Consider the following 18259-nt stretch of genomic DNA (forward strand, 5'->3'; position numbering starts at 1 on the left):
CTGTCGATGTCTCTACGACTGCGTTGAAGGAAGGGGCGCGCCGATGATGATTGCATTCGCCCAGGGTTCACCCTGCGAAGCAGGCGCTGGATTAACAGCTTCGGGAACAGCGGTTGACGGAAGAACGTCGCGCCGGAGTACCTCGATGTAAGCAGGCACACGCACCGGATAGTCGCGCGCGCCGAACCGGATCTTTGCAAGAGGCCAATCCTTGCCGTATTTCAGGTAGCCGTTCAGGTCGGGCAGGTTCGATATCTGCGACGACGTGACGACATGCTCCGACTCTCGCCGGCGCTCGCGCGTATTGATACGCAGCTGTCCCTGCACGCCGATCGGATGGCGCTCCACTTCGTGCGTGCCGATCATCTCGGACATGCGTCTGGTCGTCAGGGCATTGGCGCCGCCCATCGCAAGCAGGCTGCGGAAGCACGACAGCACAGCCTTCGCGGGAAGTTCGCCCAGCTGCATGTCCATCTGGACGAGATCCTGAACACCTCCAACCACACACAGTCCATGTTTGCGCCCCTTCGAGACCGCAGCCTCGAAACTGTAGAGGCGGCCGAGCGAGGCGAGTTCGTCCTTGTATACCCACAGTCGCCGGTCGAAAGTCGGCGCTTCGCTGAGGATCATCGCGTAGATCAGATCGAGCCAAACCGGGATCGTCGGACCCAGCGCCGTGCGCTGATCCTCGCGCCACGTAAGCCAGATGTTCCCGCCGTTTTCATTGCCCATCCAGCGCCGGATTGAGAAATCGCCATCGGGAATGCGCCGCAGTGGCCGGATGTACCTGTTCAGCGTAAAGATGATGCTGGCCGTCGCCCGGTCTGCATCTTTCGCGAAGAACCCCACCGAATCCGTGTCTTCGAGATACTTCTGCAACACAGGGCGCTGCTCACGCACAAGCAGATCCGTCAGCGTCACCATGTCGCGCATGTCGTCCTGGTCAAGCTTGTTCATCGTGTCAGCGAGCACTGCACGCGCATACCCTGCCCATTCTTCGGCCTGATCCCCGTTCTGAGGCGGAATCGCCGAATGCGCGAGGCGTTCGAAGTCGAAGCCGTGATCGACCTCGTTGAACAGCGACCAGCCGACGCATCGAGCGTCGTACGGGTTGATCACCACATCGCCAGGCAGATAGAAACGCGACATGAGCGAACCGTTCGGATCGACCACCACCATGCGGTCACCACGGTGCAGTGCCGACGCGACCAGGCCATTGATTGCCTGACTCTTCCCGGTGCCGGGCGCGCCCACGATGATCAGGTTCTGCGTTTCCAGATCCGTCGGCATCTCGACACCACACACCGCGACTGGCGCGCGCGGTGCATCGCCATGCTTCACGGCCTGTTTGCGGTACTGGTTGTTATGTCGCGTGATCCGGTTGCTCAGCTGATGCCGGTTTTCCATCTTCGTGCCACGGATAAATCTGGCGTACCGGTAGCCTTCAAAGCCGTTGAACAGGTATTCATGGCACGCCCATGCGGCACCCGCTGCAAGAGCCACACCCGGCACAGCACCCCAGAAAAGCAGGGGATCATGCACGGCGGCCATGAAGCCGTGAATGATCCCCGCAGGAAACGGCAGCGGCGGATACCCTGCCAAAGTGAAGGACACGCAAAGGCCAAGAACGAGCGTGAGCACCGCGCCCGCCCACTGCATCATCACGATTTCGTGCTTTTGCATGTTTTTAGCCGATCCCGTGCCCTTCACGTTGCTTTCCCGGCCTGACGGCCTCCTTGGCCCGCTCCGAGACTGCCTGCTTGCCATCGCGCGTAAAGCCGGCCGACTCGCGCAGGTTCCCGAAGAACTCGGCGCGACGCTCAAGCTTTTCATGCGCATTTAACTCCGCAAATTTCTTACGCGGGCCCGTCTCTGCACGCACGACGCGGGCACCGTCCGCCTGCTGCGTCTTGCCAGCGTCAGCCGAATTGCCGGCATCTGGAGCGCCCCGGTCGGCGGCATCCTTCGTTTTGTTCCGGCCAAGTTTCCTGAAACCCGCAACCCCGTCGACGGACGTCCTTGCCTCCGGTGGCTGGCCACTGTTCCCAACTGGCGCAACGGACAGCGTTCGCTTTCCGGCGCCCATTTCGATGACGTTCGACTTTTCCGCCGTCGGTTTCTCCGCGGCCTTCTCTGTTACCTTCCCGACGGCCGCCATACTCTTCCCACTGCCGCGCGAGAAGAACGCATTGCGCGCAGCTTCGATCGCGGCCTTGTCAGGTTTCCCCGCTGCAGGCGCCCTGCCCGCGTTGGCTTCCCTCATTTCGCGCAGCATTTCAAGTGTGGCTTTGGCCTGTTCCGCACTGACCGCCGAGGTCCTCGCGACCGTATCGACAGTCGCCGCAAATTTAGCCGGATCTTTCAAGGTCTCCAGCGACGTATCAATACTGACGCTCTCTTTCGCGCCCGCTGCCACAGCCTTGCCTGCCGTTACTTCGACCGTGCGGTCTGCGGCCTTCTGCGCGGCCTGCTCCGCGACGGGCTGCGCTGCGGACTTCTCCGATCCCTCGATCGCACGGCGCACCTGCGCCCGCAATGCCTGCTCCTGCGCATCGAGCTTGATCTCGGCAAGCTCCAGCTCACGATTGCGGGCTTCCAGCGATTTCGCCCAGCCATCGAGCGTCTTGGGATAGGTGTGCGTGCCCTTGTCGTCGACGCGCGCCTGCGCTTTCGCGAACATGTCGGCAATTTCCTGCCGGCTCCATTCGCGCGCCACATTCAGATCCTTGTTCGCATGCAGGATCTCGGCGGTCTTCTTCGCATCGATCAGCGCCAGCTTGCTCAGACCCGATAGAAGCGACGCCCGATCGGTAATCTGCTCGGCCCGCTCCGCCTGCTCGACTTCTTTTTCGGCTAACGCCTGCTCGAGCGCACCCCGCATCGCGGCCGTGTCGATCAGATCACCTTCCTTCAGGCCGAAGCGTGTCTTGAGCGCCTTGGCATCGGTCGCGAGCTGCCTGTCTTCACGGCGCTGCTGGTCCTCGCGCTCGACCGCCTGCGCGACTGCGTGCGGCTCCCTTTTAAGCCAGTCCTGCCGGTATGCAAGATTCTTCTGACGCGCCTCGAGGCTCGCGCGACGCTGCGCAAGCGCCTGTTCCTGCTCCGCAAGCTGTTGCTGACGCTCCTTGTCGCTAAACCGCAATACGGTGTCTTCAAACATAAAAACCTCCGTCAGTTCGACGCCTGCCCGGACCAGGGGCGCCCTTGGTTAAACCGGCTTTGCCAGTGCTGCTGATACGCCTGCGCGACCACCGGCACATGCCACATCACCACGGCGTTTTCGCTGTTGTACCTAGCGGCCGACGTCGTGAAATTGAAGCTGCCCGTCTCGACCGATTCACCGTCGATCACCATGAATTTGTCGTGATGGATCGGATACACGTCGATCGTCCGGACACCTACGCCCGCACCCGACAGAAGATCGAGCGCGATGCGGCCTTTGCCGCTGCGATCCTCGACAAGATTGCTCTTCCGATCGGCAACCACCGCCACGTCAACGCCGCGCCGATGCGCGTCGATCAGCGCCTGCACGATCGCCGGCGACGTAAAGCTGTACGCCGACAGGTGCACTGAATGCCGGGCCGTACAGATGGCTTTGAGAACCAGCCGTTCGGCAGAACCTTCCGGCGAAAAACCCGTGTCGATTGCGGGACCGTCAGGGGCTACACATGCCGCTTGGACACTGCTCGCGTAGGTCAGAAAGGGAAAGGCAAAAACCGCCAGGGCCGACGTGACGGCTGCAGAACTGAGAGAACGGTAGAGTCTGCTCATCCTCGCCCTCACCGGCCCTGACCCAATAACTCGACGTGCTTTGCGACGGCCACGTCAACACTAGAAAAATTTCCTTGCGTCTCGCCACCGTGCCAAAGAATGTGTCCAGGCTTACCCTGAATAATGCAACTGGCAATTCGCCATCCAGTCGGATGAACCAGTTCATACGGACCAATCCGTGTCCAACCATGCGCTGCCGCGAAAGTCATCCACGCCACCCTGTTAGTAATGAATTCGTGTCTGGAACTGGCCGGCTTCGTACACGTCGACCGCGTTCGGCGATTGCGGCTGTTGCCAGACGATGTGGTCATACACCGTGACGGTGACTGGATCGCCGTCGTATCCACCACCGTCCCGCGCGTTTCGCCAGCCGACAGCTGACGCATCAACCGCAGGATCGCCGTACACGTGATATGCACCGACCTGGCTGCCCACACAGGCCTGCGGCCCGTAATACGCGTAACCGCTGTTGAGATCCGCCACGGAAGGCTTCGGCGTTCCGACAAGTGCGAAACCACCCATGCCGCTATATGGACGGGCCCCGGCCTTACGTTGCCCTTCGGCCACCCACGCACCGGCCGCCGCGGCCGTTGTGCCAGCAGGGCATGGATCGTACCGCGTGTTGTTCTGACGGACGCTCATGTCCGAGTCTTTACACTGCGGCCAGCCGCGGCCGTGGCGGAGATCGTCCATCAGATGATCCATCGCCGGCCCGCAGGTAGACGGCGCCCACGGGCCGCCATTCGATGAGGGGTTGCCCAGGCAGATCACAATGCGGCATCCGTAGTCGTCATCGGCACGGGCCATGCCGGCGTGACCACCAGCAGCGAGCACCGACATGACCAGCATCAGCCTGCTTCCGTTTTTAATCGTCATACCCCACCTCCTTCTCAGGTAAGCGCCTTGCGCCCGACCCTCATGGTTCGCCAGGCACCCCACGTGTTACGCACGGCCAGACCCAGCAAACAGAGCGGCGACGCGGCCACTGCAGCCAGCCACATCAAGGCAACCACGGGCGGCAGCAGGATCCAGACACCGCTCTCCCGCATCAGTCGCGCCATCAGATAAAAAGACATCGGCACCATGAGCGCCGCGAATTGCACTCCGGCCCCAGGCAAGTGACGCCACCATTGCGACGCCGCCACGGCCGCCGTGACGGCATAGCCGTCCAGCACCAGGGCCGCAGCGAGTAGCCGGTACCGGTTATTGATCATCGACCACTCCGGGTGCACGCACTGCCCTGCGCGTATCGCTCACCTGGCCGGTGAGCTGGCCGCTGATCGGTCCATTGGGCTGTCCATTGAGCTGACCGTCTTCATCGTCGTCCCCATAGGTCGTGAACCAGTCGTCTTTGGCCGCGGACTTTGCGGCGCGCCCTGGCCGTGCCGCCGCGCGTCGTGCGGGTCCACCTGCAGGGCGAACGTCTGGAACGACCTCAATCGGCTGCGCCCCCTGCACACCGGACGCCGGGACGGCAGCCGCCACCTTTTGTGCATAGGCGGCGCCCCGCGTCAGATCGCCGCTGTAATAACAGGACAGCGCCGCACGTACCGCGTCATCAGCCTGCGCAAATTGCGGCTTCGCGCGGGCATAGCACGCTTTTAGAATCGCGGCACCAGTCCTGAGGTTCGTGCAGGGCTCGAAAATGCTCTCTGCGGTCTGTCCGTAACGCGCCAGGTTGTGTACGTTGACCTGCACCAGTCCCATGCTGTAATTCCAGCCACCCGCGTCGAGTGCCTTGACGGTGGCCAGCGCTTCCGGAAGGTTCTTTGGCTGTCGCGCAAGATGGCCACCGACGACGCCGATCGCGAATGGATTGCCGCTGCTCTCGACTGTCGCCACGCGTCCCAGCAGCGCATGATGAACGTCAGGGGCGCACTCTTGGGCCAGAGAGACAAAGGACGCCGGAACCGATGAGGACACGGCCTGCGTATCCGCTTGTGATGCGTGGACGGACGGCAACATCAGGCATACCGCCAGTGGCGCGAAGGGCAATTTAATGCGGGACATAGAGCACCTTGCTGATTCCCCGCACCCCGTCGTCATAGCGATGCATCTGCACCACGACGTCGATGAGACTGCGGGCATAGTCAATAATCTCGGCGCGCTGCAAGGTCGAACCAAAGCGCATGACCATCTGCGCGAGCCGTTCGAACATGTGCTCGGGGCTCGTTGCGTGCAGCGTCGTCATCCAGCCACCGTGACCGGAATTGAGCATTTCGAGTGCGACGTATGCTTCAGCGCCGCGCAGTTCGCCCGGGATCACGCGATCTGGCGACAGCCGCAATGCCCCTTCCATCAATTCAACTGGCGTTACCTGTGCCGTACCCTGATTGCCACGCGAATACACCAGGTGCACCACATTCTGTTGCGGCGGCCTCAGCTCGAGTGCATCCTGAATGGTGACGATCCGTTCGTGCGGCGAGATCTCCTTAAGGAGCATGTTGATGAGCTCGGTCTTGCCGGCGAAAGTCGGCGCGCTCACCACAATGTTCTTTTTCGTCTGGACTGCGAGCCGCAGGAAGGCGGCCCAATCTCCGTCGCGATACAGCATTGACAGCTTCCTCGCCGTGTCCTCGGAATCGGGCAATGGTTCATTGACCCGATCGAAGGCTCCCGTGTCGATGTAGTGCTGCATCGTCAGATCGAGCGTCGACGGTTTGCGGATCGCGATCGCGATCGTGCCGGGCGGCACAGCGGGCGGCTGAACCACCTGAATCCGGAAGTCGCGATTACCTTCTCCCGTCAGTTCCGAGGGGATCGAGGCCGCAAGCAGCGGGCGCCTCGCGTCCGTCTCCTGATCCGAGTGATGCGCGACCAGCTCGGCAAAGTCCCGCAACGTGCTCTCAGTCAGAACGGGGGTGTCTACCCGTTCCATGAAGCGCCTGCCCCGCCTGGACACCCATACGGCGCCCGGCCCATTTACCACGATCTCCGAGACATCGGCGTCATCGAAGAGTGGCCGGATAGACGCAGTGCGATTGAAGAATGCCGGCACGATCGACATGTCAGCGCCCCCGGATGCGTTCAGCGCGAGCCACCGCGCCGGCCTGCTGCACGGCCGGTCGATCGAGGCACACCTGCGCATCGAAACATTGGCGGGCGACGGCCTTAAGCTTCGCCTGTGCGAGCATCAGATACCGTCCGCCATCCCGGGTGAAGTCCCTGAAGATCTGTGCCTGCAACGCGTCGGCAACCGCGTCGTCCAGCTGGCGGCGCAGTTCGCTAGCTGCGGCTTCACATTGAACGTGCGAGAGATCCGTTGCCATCAATCCTCCTCGCCGCCCGGCTTGCAATAGTCGGAAAAGTCCAGTTCGTGCTCCACCTGAATGCGCACGCGCGTGCCCTGGTCGTTTTTGAGTGTCGGCGGGATGTTGACGTAGCCCCCCAACAGCTGCTGCGAAGACTGGGCCATCGACGACTGGACGTTCTCGCGGTACATCGCAGATGAGTTATTGCGGTCGGAGGACGACACCCCGTAATTCGATGCGCCCGCGCCAAGGATTGCCAACGCTGCGCTCATGCCGAGGATCTGGCCGACGTGGTTATCCACTTCGGCATCGATGCCCGCCGATCCGAGCTGATCGGCAACCGGTGAGTCGACATGGATCTTGACGCCGTCCGGACGCAAGGCGACGGCGCTCGCAATGAAAGTCCGTTCCTGCCCCTTGCGCACGGACGAATTGGGTTTGCCTGTAATGCGCGTGCCCCACGGCAACAGCGGAATCCGGCCCTGCTCCCCATAAGCATCCCGATCCAGCATGATTGTGATTGAGCCAGGCAGGTCCGAGATAATGCGTGGCACCAGGTGGCCCTCGAGGATCGCGCCCGGCTCCATCCTGCATTGCAGGTTGTCGACCTTTTGCGCCTTCGACGTCGAATCGCCCGCGCTCGAAACACTGCGCGCGAAGGCCGAATTCGGGTCGTTCGGCCCGTCGCCGCCAGAACGACGGCCTACCCCTGTCTCACTCTGCTGACCATCAGCGGAAGCAGAACCTGCATCGTCCGACCCATCGCCCCCCGTGTCTGACCCAAACAGACCCGACTTCATCCGCGCCTCATGCATTGCCTCGGCTTTTCTGCGTGCCTGCTCGGCTGCTGCGGCCGCCTGACGCTGACGCTCCGCAGCCCGTCGCGCTTCGTCCGGATCAACGCCCGAACTTGACGCTGGTGCCGACGTGGCTGCCGCCATCGACGCCGGAAGTTTCTGCCGGCCAGCATCCAGCGGCGCGGCCTTCGTTGTGTCTTCGTCAATCTTCGGCTTGTCGGAACTGCCCGACGGCGCCGGCGCGTCATGCTTCATCGCGTAGAACCCACCGGCACACAGCAGGAACAGAATCACGCCGGCGACCGTAAAGAAGGTCTGGCGCCGGCCGCGCGCCGGATCGGCCGCGAGCGACGTCTGCCGCAGCGCATCAGCTGCGCGCCGGCGCTCGCTCAGGCTGTCGCCTGCACCGCCCGGCTCGCCGCCTGGCGGCCCGCTGTCATGCGGACGATCATTCGGGTTGTCAGGCGTATTCAATTTCCGCCTCCCCAGGGTAAACGCTGCGCCTGCGTCGCCTGAGCCTGCGTCGTGCGCGCCACGCACAATGTGCGATCGCCATCGCGTAGCGTGAATTTGTCAGCCATCTGCTCGACCACCAGGTACGGCCCTTCCCTGCGCATGGGCGCAAGCGCCTCGGTCCCGTCCCGGTCCACTACGTAGATGCTCGGCTTGGGCTTGCCGATCGTGGTCAGAAAGTAAGTGAACTGCCCGTCGTCAAACACACGCTGCAGCCCGAACGAACTTTCGTCACCCGACACCTGATAATTCCTGTTGACCATGCGAGGTTGCGCATAGGATGTGTCGGAGACACCGCCCGAGTCGTCGCTCCACCCATCGTTTCCGTCAGCCGGATAGATGAAGCGCACCGCATAGGTCGCGCGGTCCGGATTCTTCGAACTGGACAGACGGAAGTAATAGACGTGATTGCTGGTCGTAACCGTCAGATTGGTTCTCGCATCCGGCTCGACCGGTTTGAGCACAAGATGATTCCGAAACTTCAGAACCTGCCAGCCGATAGAATCGCCGATCGCCTTGTTAAGGATCTTCTCCCCAGGCGCGAATTCGATCGTCGTCGCGTATCCATAGACACCGGTGATTTCATACACCTGGTTCGGATCGAACTGAAGCTGGCATACCCGGTTGTCCGTGATCACACAGCGCGGATTTTTCGCCGCCTGTGCATTCACACCCACACAGGCGCACGCAATCCCAATTGACCATGCCAGCATGCCGTGGCGAATCGTTTTCATGTCGTTCCCTCTCGTGGTTAGTACGCCGAGGGCGTCACGAAATGCACGATATGCGCGGCGCGCAACGCATCGTCGATTGACGCTATCTGCAGGTGGTAAGTGCCGCGCGTCGTCGTGACGTTCAGTCCCATCTTTTCGCCCGGCCGGTCTGCCGTCACCTGCAGCGTGTCGCCCGTTCGTTGAACATGAAAGACCGGGGCCGTGCTTTGCGCGATAGCCTTGATGTGTTCGTCGCGCGGAAAGTCAATGGCCAGCAAGGTCCTGTCAGCAACCGTCAGGTCGTAGATCTGGTCCGGCATGTACGGCAGGCGCCGCACGTTGCCCTCCGTGCCGCGCAGGACAGGATCAGCAGCGGTTACTGCATGAGCCACGGTCGACAGCGCCGCAGCTACCGCCACTGCCGTCAAGGCGCTCCTGACTGTTCGCATCTCAACCTCCAGATGGGGCCAGCGCTCCCGGCTCTGTGTTCGGCTCGAAGCCGGTCACCATGAAGCCCGTCCCGTTGATGTAGCGGTTCTGCGGCGTCAGTGCCTGCTTCACGAAGTCATAGCGGAACAGCACGTGCCAGTACACCGTCTTGCTGTCGCCGTTGCCGTCGTTGTAGGTCGTGAAAGTTGCTTCGGCTTTGTGATCGTCCCGGTCGAGAATCCGAACGCGAACATCCCGCACCCGGCGCACTGTCGTATCGGCGATGCTGTAGTACGGGTTGTCCCTGTTCTTCGCATCCATCTCGTGGTTGAAGCGGTCCGCCACGTCCGAGGCTGAATGCAGCCGAACATAATCAATATGGTCCTGGCGAAACGTGCGATCGAGCGTGTAACGTTCTGTAACGTATCGAGCAAGTTCGCTTTCGATCACGGCATCTTTCGAACTGAGCACCGCCGGTGTGCCGATCTCGCTTTTTGCAACGTGGTTGTGCGTGTCAAGGGTGAGCACCACGGGTGGCACATACGCCTGATTAGCCTTGTCGTAGGCCATCGAAGCCAGCGCAAGGCCTGCGATTGGCCACGCTACCAGCGCGAGCAGATAGGCCCGATTCCGGGATAGGCGAATCGCTTCATAGGATTCAGCTGGCAGTGCGTCAGGCGCTGACGCATTCCGTGCTCTGGATGATTTCTGAAGAATCGCGCTCACCATTGACCTCCATCAGATGCGCCGCTCGAAGGCGCTGTGCCGCCTGGGCCGCCCGGTTGCCCGGCGCCCGATGGGCTCGACATGCCTGAAGGGCTCGTAGCGCCGCCCGAGGACAACGCCCGCTCGATTCGCGCAATCTGGGCGCCGTGAGCAGTCTGGGTGTTGCTGATACCGGTCAGTGCAGTCGCCGCACCCGGATTCGCGCCGGCGCCGCCTCGCCCACCACCGGAAAACTTCGACATGATCTGGGACATCATGAAGCCGCCGATCATGTCCGCCATGCCGCTGCCGGCGGCGCCGCTCGATGTCAGGGCGGACGCGAGGGGGCGGATCGTAAAGGCCATGAAAAGCGCTATTGCGCCGGCGATGATGATGGCCGCGAAGGCATCGTTGGCCGTCATCGCATTGGGATCCATCTTCGAGACGAACTGGTCGGTGATATCGAAGCTGAATTTCACGATGACACCGAGCAGGATGCCGACCAAAGCGAACTTCGCCATCGCCGCGAACCAGCTCATGCCGAATCCGCGCGTGCTGTTCCACATCAACGTTGGCACGAACAGCGGAAAGAGCAGCATCGTGACCGCAAAGCCCATGTCGGACCCGACCTTCAGGACCAGAGCGATCAGGACCATTGCTGAATTGACGATCTGCAATGCCAATCCGAGAAGAACGATGCCAATCTTGAGCATCGACTGCTTCATCATCTGGCCCGATGCATCTGAAAACTTGTTGTAGTCGTTCTCCAGATACTGTGTCATCGACTGCCCGCCCATCAGCGAACTTACCGTGTCGTCGCGCAGCTCCTGGAATGAATGAAAAATCTGTCCGGCGAGCCCTCCCCAGTTCAGTGCCGCGAACACGAACATGATCGTCAGCAGCATTCTCACGAGAGGCCACACGTCCGCGGGATCGCGCCCGGAATGGACCCGGACTACCTTCACTGCCACCCAGATCATCGCGAGATACAGCGCAGGTTGCGTGACCGCATGCCCCAGCACCGGGTAGTTGGTCGACAGAAACGCTTCCGTCCGCGACGGGATGCTGTCGAACAATGTCTGGATGAATTGATCTACCGGATCAGCCATGTCACTTCCCCGGGCCAAAAAATATCTGCTTGGAGGCCTCAGCGGCGGCGTTGCAGTCGCGTGCTTCCGGGGTGTCCGCAAAGGGGCTAATGCCGCGGTTTGTGCAATCGTCTTCGCGCGCTTTCATCTCGGCGCGATGCGCAAGGTAATACGCTTGCGTCTTCGGCTCGAACGCCGGCACTGTCTGCGCAGGGGGTTCGACCGCGCCCCCTCCCGTGCTGCCGGTACGCACTACGTACACGATCAGGCCACCGCATCCGACGACGGCGACCGTGAGAAGAAACCAGCTGAGTTTGCCTGCCCACGTCATATGCCCATCTCCAATGTCAGTCACCCGTGCGCTCCCGGGCGTCACCGCGCACCTGTCAGGTCTGCTGTCCGACCGGATGAAAATCGCAGGCGCACGGTGACTTCGATATCGCGCCGGAATGTGCACAACCGGCCAGACACGCAGCGCCGGCGAACAGGAGGTAAAAAACGATGCGTCGCATGTCATGCCTCACTTCGATACGTTGCTGAAAAACTTCTCGCGCTCTGCGGTGGCCTGGTTACTCTCGTTGAGCTGGTTCGCCGTCAGATTCGCGTTGATGGCCTGCAATTTCGTCTGCGCGGACTGCGCCATGCCCAGCTCCGCCGACATGCGGTTCTGCAGATCGGCTGCATCCTTGACGTTCTGCGTCGTGTCGACCTGCTGCGACAGGTTCTGGAAATTACGCAGGTGCGTTTGCGCCTCGTCGTACAGCGACTCACCGCCAGCCAGTGCTGAGCGAACCGAGTCGGTACTCATCCTGTAGTTCGCGCCCTCGCCCTTGTCCGCGAAGTCATCGGGTGACATCGTGTTCATCACCTTTTCATACGTCGCCTGCCGGCTGCCGTAGATGCCACTCTTCTGCTGCGATACAACGTCCTGCCAGCTGCCAGGAACAATTGACGACGCGTCAATTGCATCGCTCAACCCCTGCCCGCCGCGCCCGTATGAACCGGTTACCGCGCCGTATTGCTGCTTGAGCGTGTCGTATTCCTGCTTGAGCTGGGCCAGCTGCGCGGCCAGCGCGGTCCACGTCCCGGCGTCACCGACGGGAACGCCCGTTGCGAACGCTGACGTCGATATGGCCATCGCCGCAGTGGCCGCCACAAATGCACCTTTCATCTCTGCACCTCCGTTTCCTGTTGCACGGTCGACACCCGGACGAAAACGCGCAAAGCATCGCGCTGCAGGTCGTCGAGTTCGTTATCCGCCACCACGCGATGGTCAGCGATCGTCTCGCCGTAAAGTCGCGCCAGCGCACATCCCACGGCGCTGCCGGCAAACCCGGCATCCGATGACGCGCGCACACGCCACCAGTGGATCGCCCCTTCGATTTCACCGAGCGTGAACTGCATGCCGCCGCTCCTGGTTGTCCATCCAGTACATCCTGAAGCCTCGTGCCCACGACCATGCATACACAAAACAAAGCGCGAGTACGCCGTACTGCTGCGATTCCCACGCCATCCAGAACCAGAACGGTTGCCCTGCAAGTCCACAGATGCAGGCCCACTTCTGCCAGTGTTCGCGCCGGTCCTGCGACAGGAAAACGCTCGCGGCACCAAGTACGCCGATTGCAATCTGTCCGATCACAGGGTCACCTCCACGTCTCAGGTCAAACGTTGTGCGTCCGTTCAGCTAGCGCCCGCGCCATGAACACCGGAACCCACCGGCTCGGGTCCGTTGTGCCCAACTCGGCGCGAACACGATTCATCAGTTCAACCGACCTGTCATTCGACGACAGCACGGCAACGAGCTCAGGCATGTCCGACATATCAAACGAGGCGCGCACACTGACTCCGTTGCCCTTCTTGATAAGCACCTTGAACTCCTCCGGCGCGGCGCGCTCGATAAACTCGAACTCGCTCTGCGAAAAATCGAGGTTATCGATGTAGTCCCGTCGATCGGCCTTGTCGTTCGCCAGATAGAAACTCGTCACCGCCTGGTTCTTCACAGCCGCCACGGGTCGATAGAGCGCGCTGGGCTCAGGCGTAATGAAGAGCGTCGCACAGTTGCGCCGGCGGAATGTTTCCCGGTATGTTTCGATCTTCTGTTGCCAGAATGCGTTACGGATCAGCATCTGGGCTTCGTCCCACACGATGATTGCGGGTGATCCATCGAGCGACTGTTCGATACGATGCGTCAGATAGTTGAGCAGGACAGGAAGCTCCGGCTTCGCTTCCTTATCCTTCATCAGCTCCCGCATCTCATACCGGTAGTGGCGGTGCGTTGTCACGTCGAGCGTGTCATGCTCGTTATCGAACACTGCAGCATTCGCTCCACCGCTGTGCCAAACCGCAATCGCCTGGTACAGGGCTGAATTCTTTGCGCCGAACCGCCAGGCGAGATTGCGCAGGCGCCGGTCTTCGAACCTGGTCAGTTGGTCGTTGAAGTTGTCATTGGCCGCCGTCGCAATGCGTTCGATATCATCGACAGTAAGCACATAGCCGTAGCACGTCGCCATCATCTGCAGCAGCTCGCGCAGCATCGCGCGGTTCTGTTCGGTGTCGGGCATCTTGCAGGGATTGCCAAGGGACCGTGACAGGCTGAGTACGATGTCGGCGCCGGCCATCGCCTGCATGAACACGGTGCTCCCGTTCTCCCGGTCGAACCAGTGCACCCGGGGCTCGAACTTGTCGGCCTGGCTGGTGATCGTCGCGACAAGCAACGTTTTACCGGTCCCCGTTTTCGCGCCGAAGTTGCCGTGCGCGGGCACCATTCCTGGGCGCTCTTCATGCAGATTGAGGAAGTAGCCGGTCTGCCCTTCCGTCGGCAGGACCATGAGGCATTCGCCCCAGAGATTTCCGTCGAAACGCCCTTGCGGAAAGCTGTGCAGCGATGCAAAGCAGGCGAACTCGATCGTCTCGACCTTGCCGACCCGCCCGTTATGCCGCTTGCTGGCACCCGGTATCTGCGACCATACGGCACGCTCCATACCGGTCGTCTCGACAACCGGTTTCACGCCCCAGCTCTTGAAACACTCGCCGGTTTTTCCCACGGCATCGTCCAGCGCTTCGAGCGCCTTCAATGCGGCCGCCTGCGAGCGCCCTTCTACCGGCACGTGAACGAGGACACTCATGTGATGCGTGCCAAGCACGGCCTTATTGGCCGCCTGCCGCATGCGCAGCGCAGTGATTTCCGCCGACATGCCGGCAGTGGTCCGGTCGTGCGACAGCCGGGCCTCACTGGTCGACGTCGCCATGCTGGCGTCAAGCTTGTCGATCGGGAAAAACTTCTGCGTAACGATCAGTTCGGCGGGCAGCCGCTGGAACCGGTCAGCCATCCCGGCGACCGCGCCATCGGGCCAGCGCGACATGGCGAGCACCTGTCCGATGCGTCGATGGTTGATCCCGTTGACCTCAAAAACGTCTTTCCCCAGGATCGGATTGCGGCCGAAGTGCAGATACGAACTTGCAATCGCCTGGGCCAGGTTATATGAATCAACAAGCACGGGGCCGTCTTCCTGCGTGAGCAGATAACGCAGGAAACGCGCCATCTCACAGCAGGGTCCGATGTCCGTTTCGACGCGGCCCAGCCGGCGAGGCGCGTAGTGCGCCAGCGATTTCATCAGTGAGTTGACCTTCTCTTCGAGGTCACGTACCTGCCGCGACTCCGTTTCAAGCTTGTCGTTGGCGCCGGAGGGATTGAACGCATTGAATACGCGATCGAGCTGCCCCACTACTCCGCTGTAGTGCCGGTAGCGCACGATGGCGATATAGATTTCGTGCTGATACAACGACCGCGTCTGGAAACGCGCCTTCAGCTTTTCATTGAGGAAATTCGGAAACCAGTTCGAATACTTGCCGGCGGGCCACCGGTTGGCCTTGCGCCGGATCTCGTACACGTAGATGCCCACGTTGCTGTCAGCGATCGACTCCAGCGCAGTGTTCCGCTGATGCTTGTACGCATCGACGCCGATGTCATCCAGCATTTCCGCGTAGAGCCCCTGCAGACGCACAATCTGCACCAGTCCGCTGTCGAGCGTGCGCAACGTATTGGCGTTGTAGTACGCGTTCAGGCCGAACGGAAGTTCGCGCGAGGCGTGCAGATCGGCCGCATCATCCTTGTCTGCCTCGCTCCGCTGAACGAATGGCGACGCGCCGAAATGACGATCAAGAAAGTCACCGAGGGGCATAGGTCTTCGCTCCGCCCCAGTATTTGAGGCTACGTGGCTTCGCCGTCGCGCCAAAACTCTGATACGCGACCGAGAACGCGAACATATCTTTCGCGGTGATCAGATAGGCGCCGATGACCAGGAAGGGCACGGCGAGCATCACCGGCCACCATTTGAGGAACATGAAGACAACCGCGGGCAATACGAACGAGCCGAGGAACAGCTCAGCCAGGCAGCCCCATATCATCCAGGGTTGCACCATGCCTTTCGGGATTTCGTGAACTTCACGCATGACCTCACCTTAGATCTGCGAGGAAGCGACCGATGCCGCATAGCGGACGATGGAAGGGACCGCGAAGAATACAAATGAGCAGATAACTGCGATTACGGCACCCTTCATCGGAATCCAACCCTTCGGCACCCCGAGCACGCAGATGCCGAGAATCGCCATGAAGACATAGGGACCCGCGTCGACGAACAGCCAGCTAACGAAATCGCGAACCAGGCCAGTGCCGGTGCTGTAGTCCATCGCATAGGCAAATTCAGGGAAAGTAACTGCGCACAGCAGAGTAATCAGCAATGACATGCGCCGCGATGTGCTCGCTTCGACACTGCAGAAAACCGCCTGCGCGTCGCGCGTCTTCGCGCAAATGAAGGACAACAGGCTCTTCGCAACACCCTTACCCGCAACGGCATCTGCCATATCAAGCCTCTTCAGTGATTCGTGGTTAGGCGGATACCGCGCCTTAACTCCTACCTCCGCGCGTCATCCAATGGGATGAAGATTACCTACTGCGTCACTTTACTAGCCATATAGCGCGTGTCAAGTCATGTTTTGCAAAGAATTACTCAAACATTGCGTGTCAGGTCAGTTATGGATAAAGTCAGCAACCAAAGGAGGGTATCGAGATATGCCTGATAACGACATTCAGACGGATTCAATGGCCATTGCCAGCCGCGTTCGCAATTTGATGGAGCGGCACGGCGTCACAAAACGGGCCCAGGCAAGCGAGCTAAGCCGGATACTTAATCTCAGCTTCTCGGCTGCGAGCCGCAAGATGAAAGGCCAATTGCCGTGGGATCTGAAGCAACTCGGGGCGGTTGCTACGCACTTCGGTGAAACGCCGAGCGTTCTGGTGGAAAGCAACGAAGGTTTTGAAGATTCGATTGCGGGAGAAGGGATGCTGATGGTGAGCCCGCGCCCGCTGCCCTGCTCAGTGTGGATTGGCGCCGAGCTGAGCGGTGATCGATCAGCCGATCTGGTAGCGATCCAGTCGGGCAACGCATGGAATATCTACCCGGCCGAAATTGCTCCGGCCGGCCGGATCTTCAATGTGCTGTCGGTCGAAATACGCCCCAACCTGCCGCATCTTGAGAAGCCGGCTATCGCGGTCCTCGACGACGATACTGAAACGCAGGCGGCCAACAACGTTTGTGACTATCTCAACGACCACGGCTTGAACGCCACGCCGTTTTACGATCTGGCCAGCTTTCGCGAGAGCCTGAAGAGCAATGCGTTCGACGCTTTTATAATCGACTGGCTCATCAACGATGACACCGCCGAGGCCGCGATTCTCGATATCCGGAAGGCGGAGAATGCAACGGCGCCGATTTACCTGCTGACCGGGCAGTTGCAAAGCGGGAAAGCCCGCGTTGATGACATCGCTAGGGTGATTAAGCAGTTTGGCTGCAAGTGGATCGAAAAACCGGTCCGTATGCCCATCTTATTTTCGGAAATCTCTCACGAGCTGAGCCGCTCATCGAGCTAATCGCGAAGGTGCAGCGCCCAGTTGCTCGCAATCAACTTCTGATACGCGCGGTCGACAATCTCAAGATCGCCGGCTCGCCCACTTGCCTGGATTCCCTGAATTTCCGGAAGAGGAAGGTTTATAGCTTTGCACGACGGATAGTCGCGCACGCGCAACTCAGACGCGATCGTAGTGAAAAATGCCACTGTCGGCACGTCAAATCCAGCTGCGATGTGAACGGCGGCCGTGTCAGACGTCACAACAAAGCGGGCATTTTTCACCCATGCAAGAAAGGTGGCCGTGTCCGTCGATAGGCTCTTAATGTCTGTGTAGTGCTGGTGGTCGACCTTGCCGAAGCCAAGTACGGGAACGTGAAACCTTTCCCACAGCCGATTTACAGCCTCGGCTCGAAACGAGTGCGGAATGCTGCGCACAGGCGTGCTGGCTGTCGGACAGAGCAACGTATATTCCTTCGATGACCCCTCCGCGCCCAACGCCGGCAGAGCTACACGCTGAAGCCAGTCATTCGACTTGTGGTCCGGGTCAACGTCAGCCGGTGTGATCCCGAGCGCCCACAGGAAAAAATCTATCATGGGCATCGCCGAGAAGTTCGGCCAGAACAGATGGTTACCCAGATCGACCCGGAGTTCATCGTCGGGCAGAGAATCGATATCGACTGGAAGATCCAAAACAGCCCCAAAGATCGGCGCCGCCAGTTCGTATAGCTGCCTGACGTACGCAGGGGCGCAACTCGGACGGTAGATAACAAAGGAAATTTCCGGGTGCCGCCTCTTGATCGCCGCTAGCGCCGTTAGTCCAATAATCGAGTCCCCCAGCGTGACGCCCATTCCGTTGATGACATGAACATGCGTTAAACGCGAGTAGTCGACTTCAAACGGTGCAACGTTTGCATTCTTGATTGCCTGCACGGCAGAAAGCGCGCGAAAGCCTTCTGCCGCCACGTCGGATACCTCAAGGTCATAGGAGGCAACAATCTCACCATCGCGCGATAGCAGGGAACCCGCATTCGTAAGCGCCGATACCTCATCTAGGATAGTCATTGATCAATCACGTTCGGTTGAAT

General features: G+C 60.5%; 23 protein-coding genes. 2 read left to right on the forward strand and 21 right to left on the reverse strand.

Going from position 1 to position 18259, the window contains the following annotated elements; all coding sequences use genetic code 11:
• Positions 1–12: 12 nt before the first annotated feature.
• From B0G81_RS42625 to B0G81_RS42710, 18 genes are all read right to left on the reverse strand, one after another.
• Positions 13–1683: a type IV secretion system DNA-binding domain-containing protein gene (locus tag B0G81_RS42625; RefSeq protein WP_134143985.1), complete on the reverse strand. Its 1671-nt coding sequence runs from the start codon at positions 1681–1683 to the stop codon at positions 13–15.
• Positions 1684–1687: 4 nt separating this feature from the next.
• Entirely contained in the window at positions 1688–3160 is a 1473-nt protein-coding gene (locus tag B0G81_RS42630) for a hypothetical protein (protein ID WP_134143986.1), read from the reverse strand.
• A gap of 11 nt (positions 3161–3171) precedes the next feature.
• Positions 3172–3771, reverse strand: coding sequence for a phospholipase D family protein (locus B0G81_RS42635; RefSeq protein WP_134143987.1), 600 nt, complete (start codon positions 3769–3771; stop codon positions 3172–3174).
• Positions 3772–3993: 222 nt separating this feature from the next.
• Positions 3994–4647, reverse strand: coding sequence for a hypothetical protein (locus tag B0G81_RS45285; RefSeq protein WP_243856934.1), 654 nt, complete (start codon positions 4645–4647; stop codon positions 3994–3996).
• Between the two features lie 14 nt (positions 4648–4661).
• Positions 4662–4985, reverse strand: coding sequence for a hypothetical protein (locus tag B0G81_RS42645; protein ID WP_134143988.1), 324 nt, complete (start codon positions 4983–4985; stop codon positions 4662–4664).
• On the reverse strand, positions 4975–5781 hold the full coding sequence (locus B0G81_RS42650; RefSeq protein ID WP_134143989.1) for a lytic transglycosylase domain-containing protein: 807 nt from the start codon (positions 5779–5781) through the stop codon (positions 4975–4977). The genes B0G81_RS42645 and B0G81_RS42650 overlap by 11 nt, the downstream gene beginning before the upstream one ends.
• Entirely contained in the window at positions 5768–6778 is a 1011-nt protein-coding gene (virB11, locus tag B0G81_RS42655; protein ID WP_134143990.1) for a P-type DNA transfer ATPase VirB11, read from the reverse strand. The genes B0G81_RS42650 and virB11 overlap by 14 nt, the downstream gene beginning before the upstream one ends.
• A 1-nt stretch (position 6779) precedes the next feature.
• Positions 6780–7040, reverse strand: a complete 261-nt coding sequence (locus B0G81_RS42660) for a hypothetical protein (protein ID WP_134143991.1) — start codon at positions 7038–7040, stop codon at positions 6780–6782.
• Positions 7040–8113, reverse strand: coding sequence for a TrbI/VirB10 family protein (locus tag B0G81_RS42665; RefSeq protein ID WP_134143992.1), 1074 nt, complete (start codon positions 8111–8113; stop codon positions 7040–7042). Before B0G81_RS42665 ends, B0G81_RS42660 begins: the two co-directional genes overlap by 1 nt.
• 176 nt (positions 8114–8289) lie before the next feature.
• Positions 8290–9066, reverse strand: coding sequence for a TrbG/VirB9 family P-type conjugative transfer protein (locus B0G81_RS42670; protein WP_134143993.1), 777 nt, complete (start codon positions 9064–9066; stop codon positions 8290–8292).
• A 17-nt stretch (positions 9067–9083) separates the two neighbouring features.
• Positions 9084–9494 (reverse strand): TrbG/VirB9 family P-type conjugative transfer protein, encoded by a 411-nt coding sequence (locus B0G81_RS42675; RefSeq protein WP_134143994.1) that lies wholly within the window; start codon positions 9492–9494, stop codon positions 9084–9086.
• A 1-nt stretch (position 9495) separates the two neighbouring features.
• Positions 9496–10203: a type IV secretion system protein gene (locus B0G81_RS42680; protein WP_134143995.1), complete on the reverse strand. Its 708-nt coding sequence runs from the start codon at positions 10201–10203 to the stop codon at positions 9496–9498.
• Positions 10197–11288 carry a type IV secretion system protein gene (locus tag B0G81_RS42685; RefSeq protein WP_134143996.1) on the reverse strand — a complete coding sequence of 364 codons (1092 nt, stop codon included), beginning with the start codon at positions 11286–11288 and terminating at the stop codon, positions 10197–10199. Before B0G81_RS42685 ends, B0G81_RS42680 begins: the two co-directional genes overlap by 7 nt.
• 1 nt (position 11289) lies before the next feature.
• Entirely contained in the window at positions 11290–11622 is a 333-nt protein-coding gene (locus B0G81_RS42690) for a hypothetical protein (RefSeq protein ID WP_166679220.1), read from the reverse strand.
• 165 nt (positions 11623–11787) lie between these two features.
• Positions 11788–12438: a type IV secretion system protein gene (locus B0G81_RS42695; RefSeq protein WP_134143998.1), complete on the reverse strand. Its 651-nt coding sequence runs from the start codon at positions 12436–12438 to the stop codon at positions 11788–11790.
• Entirely contained in the window at positions 12435–12671 is a 237-nt protein-coding gene (locus B0G81_RS42700) for a DUF3717 domain-containing protein (protein WP_106285490.1), read from the reverse strand. The genes B0G81_RS42695 and B0G81_RS42700 overlap by 4 nt, the downstream gene beginning before the upstream one ends.
• Positions 12652–12906 (reverse strand): hypothetical protein, encoded by a 255-nt coding sequence (locus tag B0G81_RS42705; RefSeq protein WP_134143999.1) that lies wholly within the window; start codon positions 12904–12906, stop codon positions 12652–12654. Before B0G81_RS42705 ends, B0G81_RS42700 begins: the two co-directional genes overlap by 20 nt.
• 22 nt (positions 12907–12928) lie before the next feature.
• Complete coding sequence (locus B0G81_RS42710) at positions 12929–14992, reverse strand: AAA family ATPase (RefSeq protein ID WP_243856935.1); 2064 nt, start codon at positions 14990–14992, stop codon at positions 12929–12931.
• 45 nt (positions 14993–15037) lie between these two features.
• Between B0G81_RS42710 and B0G81_RS45290 the strand changes: the two genes are divergently transcribed.
• The gene (locus B0G81_RS45290; RefSeq protein ID WP_243856936.1) at positions 15038–15475 is read left to right on the forward strand and encodes a hypothetical protein; all 438 of its coding nucleotides are present in this window, start codon (positions 15038–15040) and stop codon (positions 15473–15475) included.
• Here B0G81_RS45290 and B0G81_RS42715 read toward each other — a convergent pair.
• Both B0G81_RS42715 and B0G81_RS44310 read right to left on the reverse strand, forming a co-directional pair.
• Positions 15435–15719 (reverse strand): VirB3 family type IV secretion system protein, encoded by a 285-nt coding sequence (locus B0G81_RS42715; RefSeq protein WP_091810183.1) that lies wholly within the window; start codon positions 15717–15719, stop codon positions 15435–15437. The genes B0G81_RS45290 and B0G81_RS42715 overlap by 41 nt on opposite strands.
• Before the next feature lie 9 nt (positions 15720–15728).
• Positions 15729–16130, reverse strand: coding sequence for a mating pair formation protein (locus tag B0G81_RS44310; protein WP_181196707.1), 402 nt, complete (start codon positions 16128–16130; stop codon positions 15729–15731).
• A 208-nt stretch (positions 16131–16338) separates the two neighbouring features.
• On the opposite strand from B0G81_RS44310, the gene B0G81_RS42725 reads away from it, so the two are divergent.
• The gene (locus B0G81_RS42725; RefSeq protein WP_166679221.1) at positions 16339–17196 is read left to right on the forward strand and encodes a helix-turn-helix domain-containing protein; all 858 of its coding nucleotides are present in this window, start codon (positions 16339–16341) and stop codon (positions 17194–17196) included.
• Here B0G81_RS42725 and B0G81_RS42730 read toward each other — a convergent pair.
• Positions 17193–18236, reverse strand: coding sequence for an ADP-heptose--LPS heptosyltransferase (locus tag B0G81_RS42730; RefSeq protein WP_106285494.1), 1044 nt, complete (start codon positions 18234–18236; stop codon positions 17193–17195). The genes B0G81_RS42725 and B0G81_RS42730 overlap by 4 nt on opposite strands.
• Between the last annotated feature and the right edge of the window lie 23 nt (positions 18237–18259).

The sequence above is a fragment of the Paraburkholderia sp. BL6665CI2N2 genome, from assembly GCF_004366535.1.
Classification (GTDB): domain Bacteria; phylum Pseudomonadota; class Gammaproteobacteria; order Burkholderiales; family Burkholderiaceae; genus Paraburkholderia.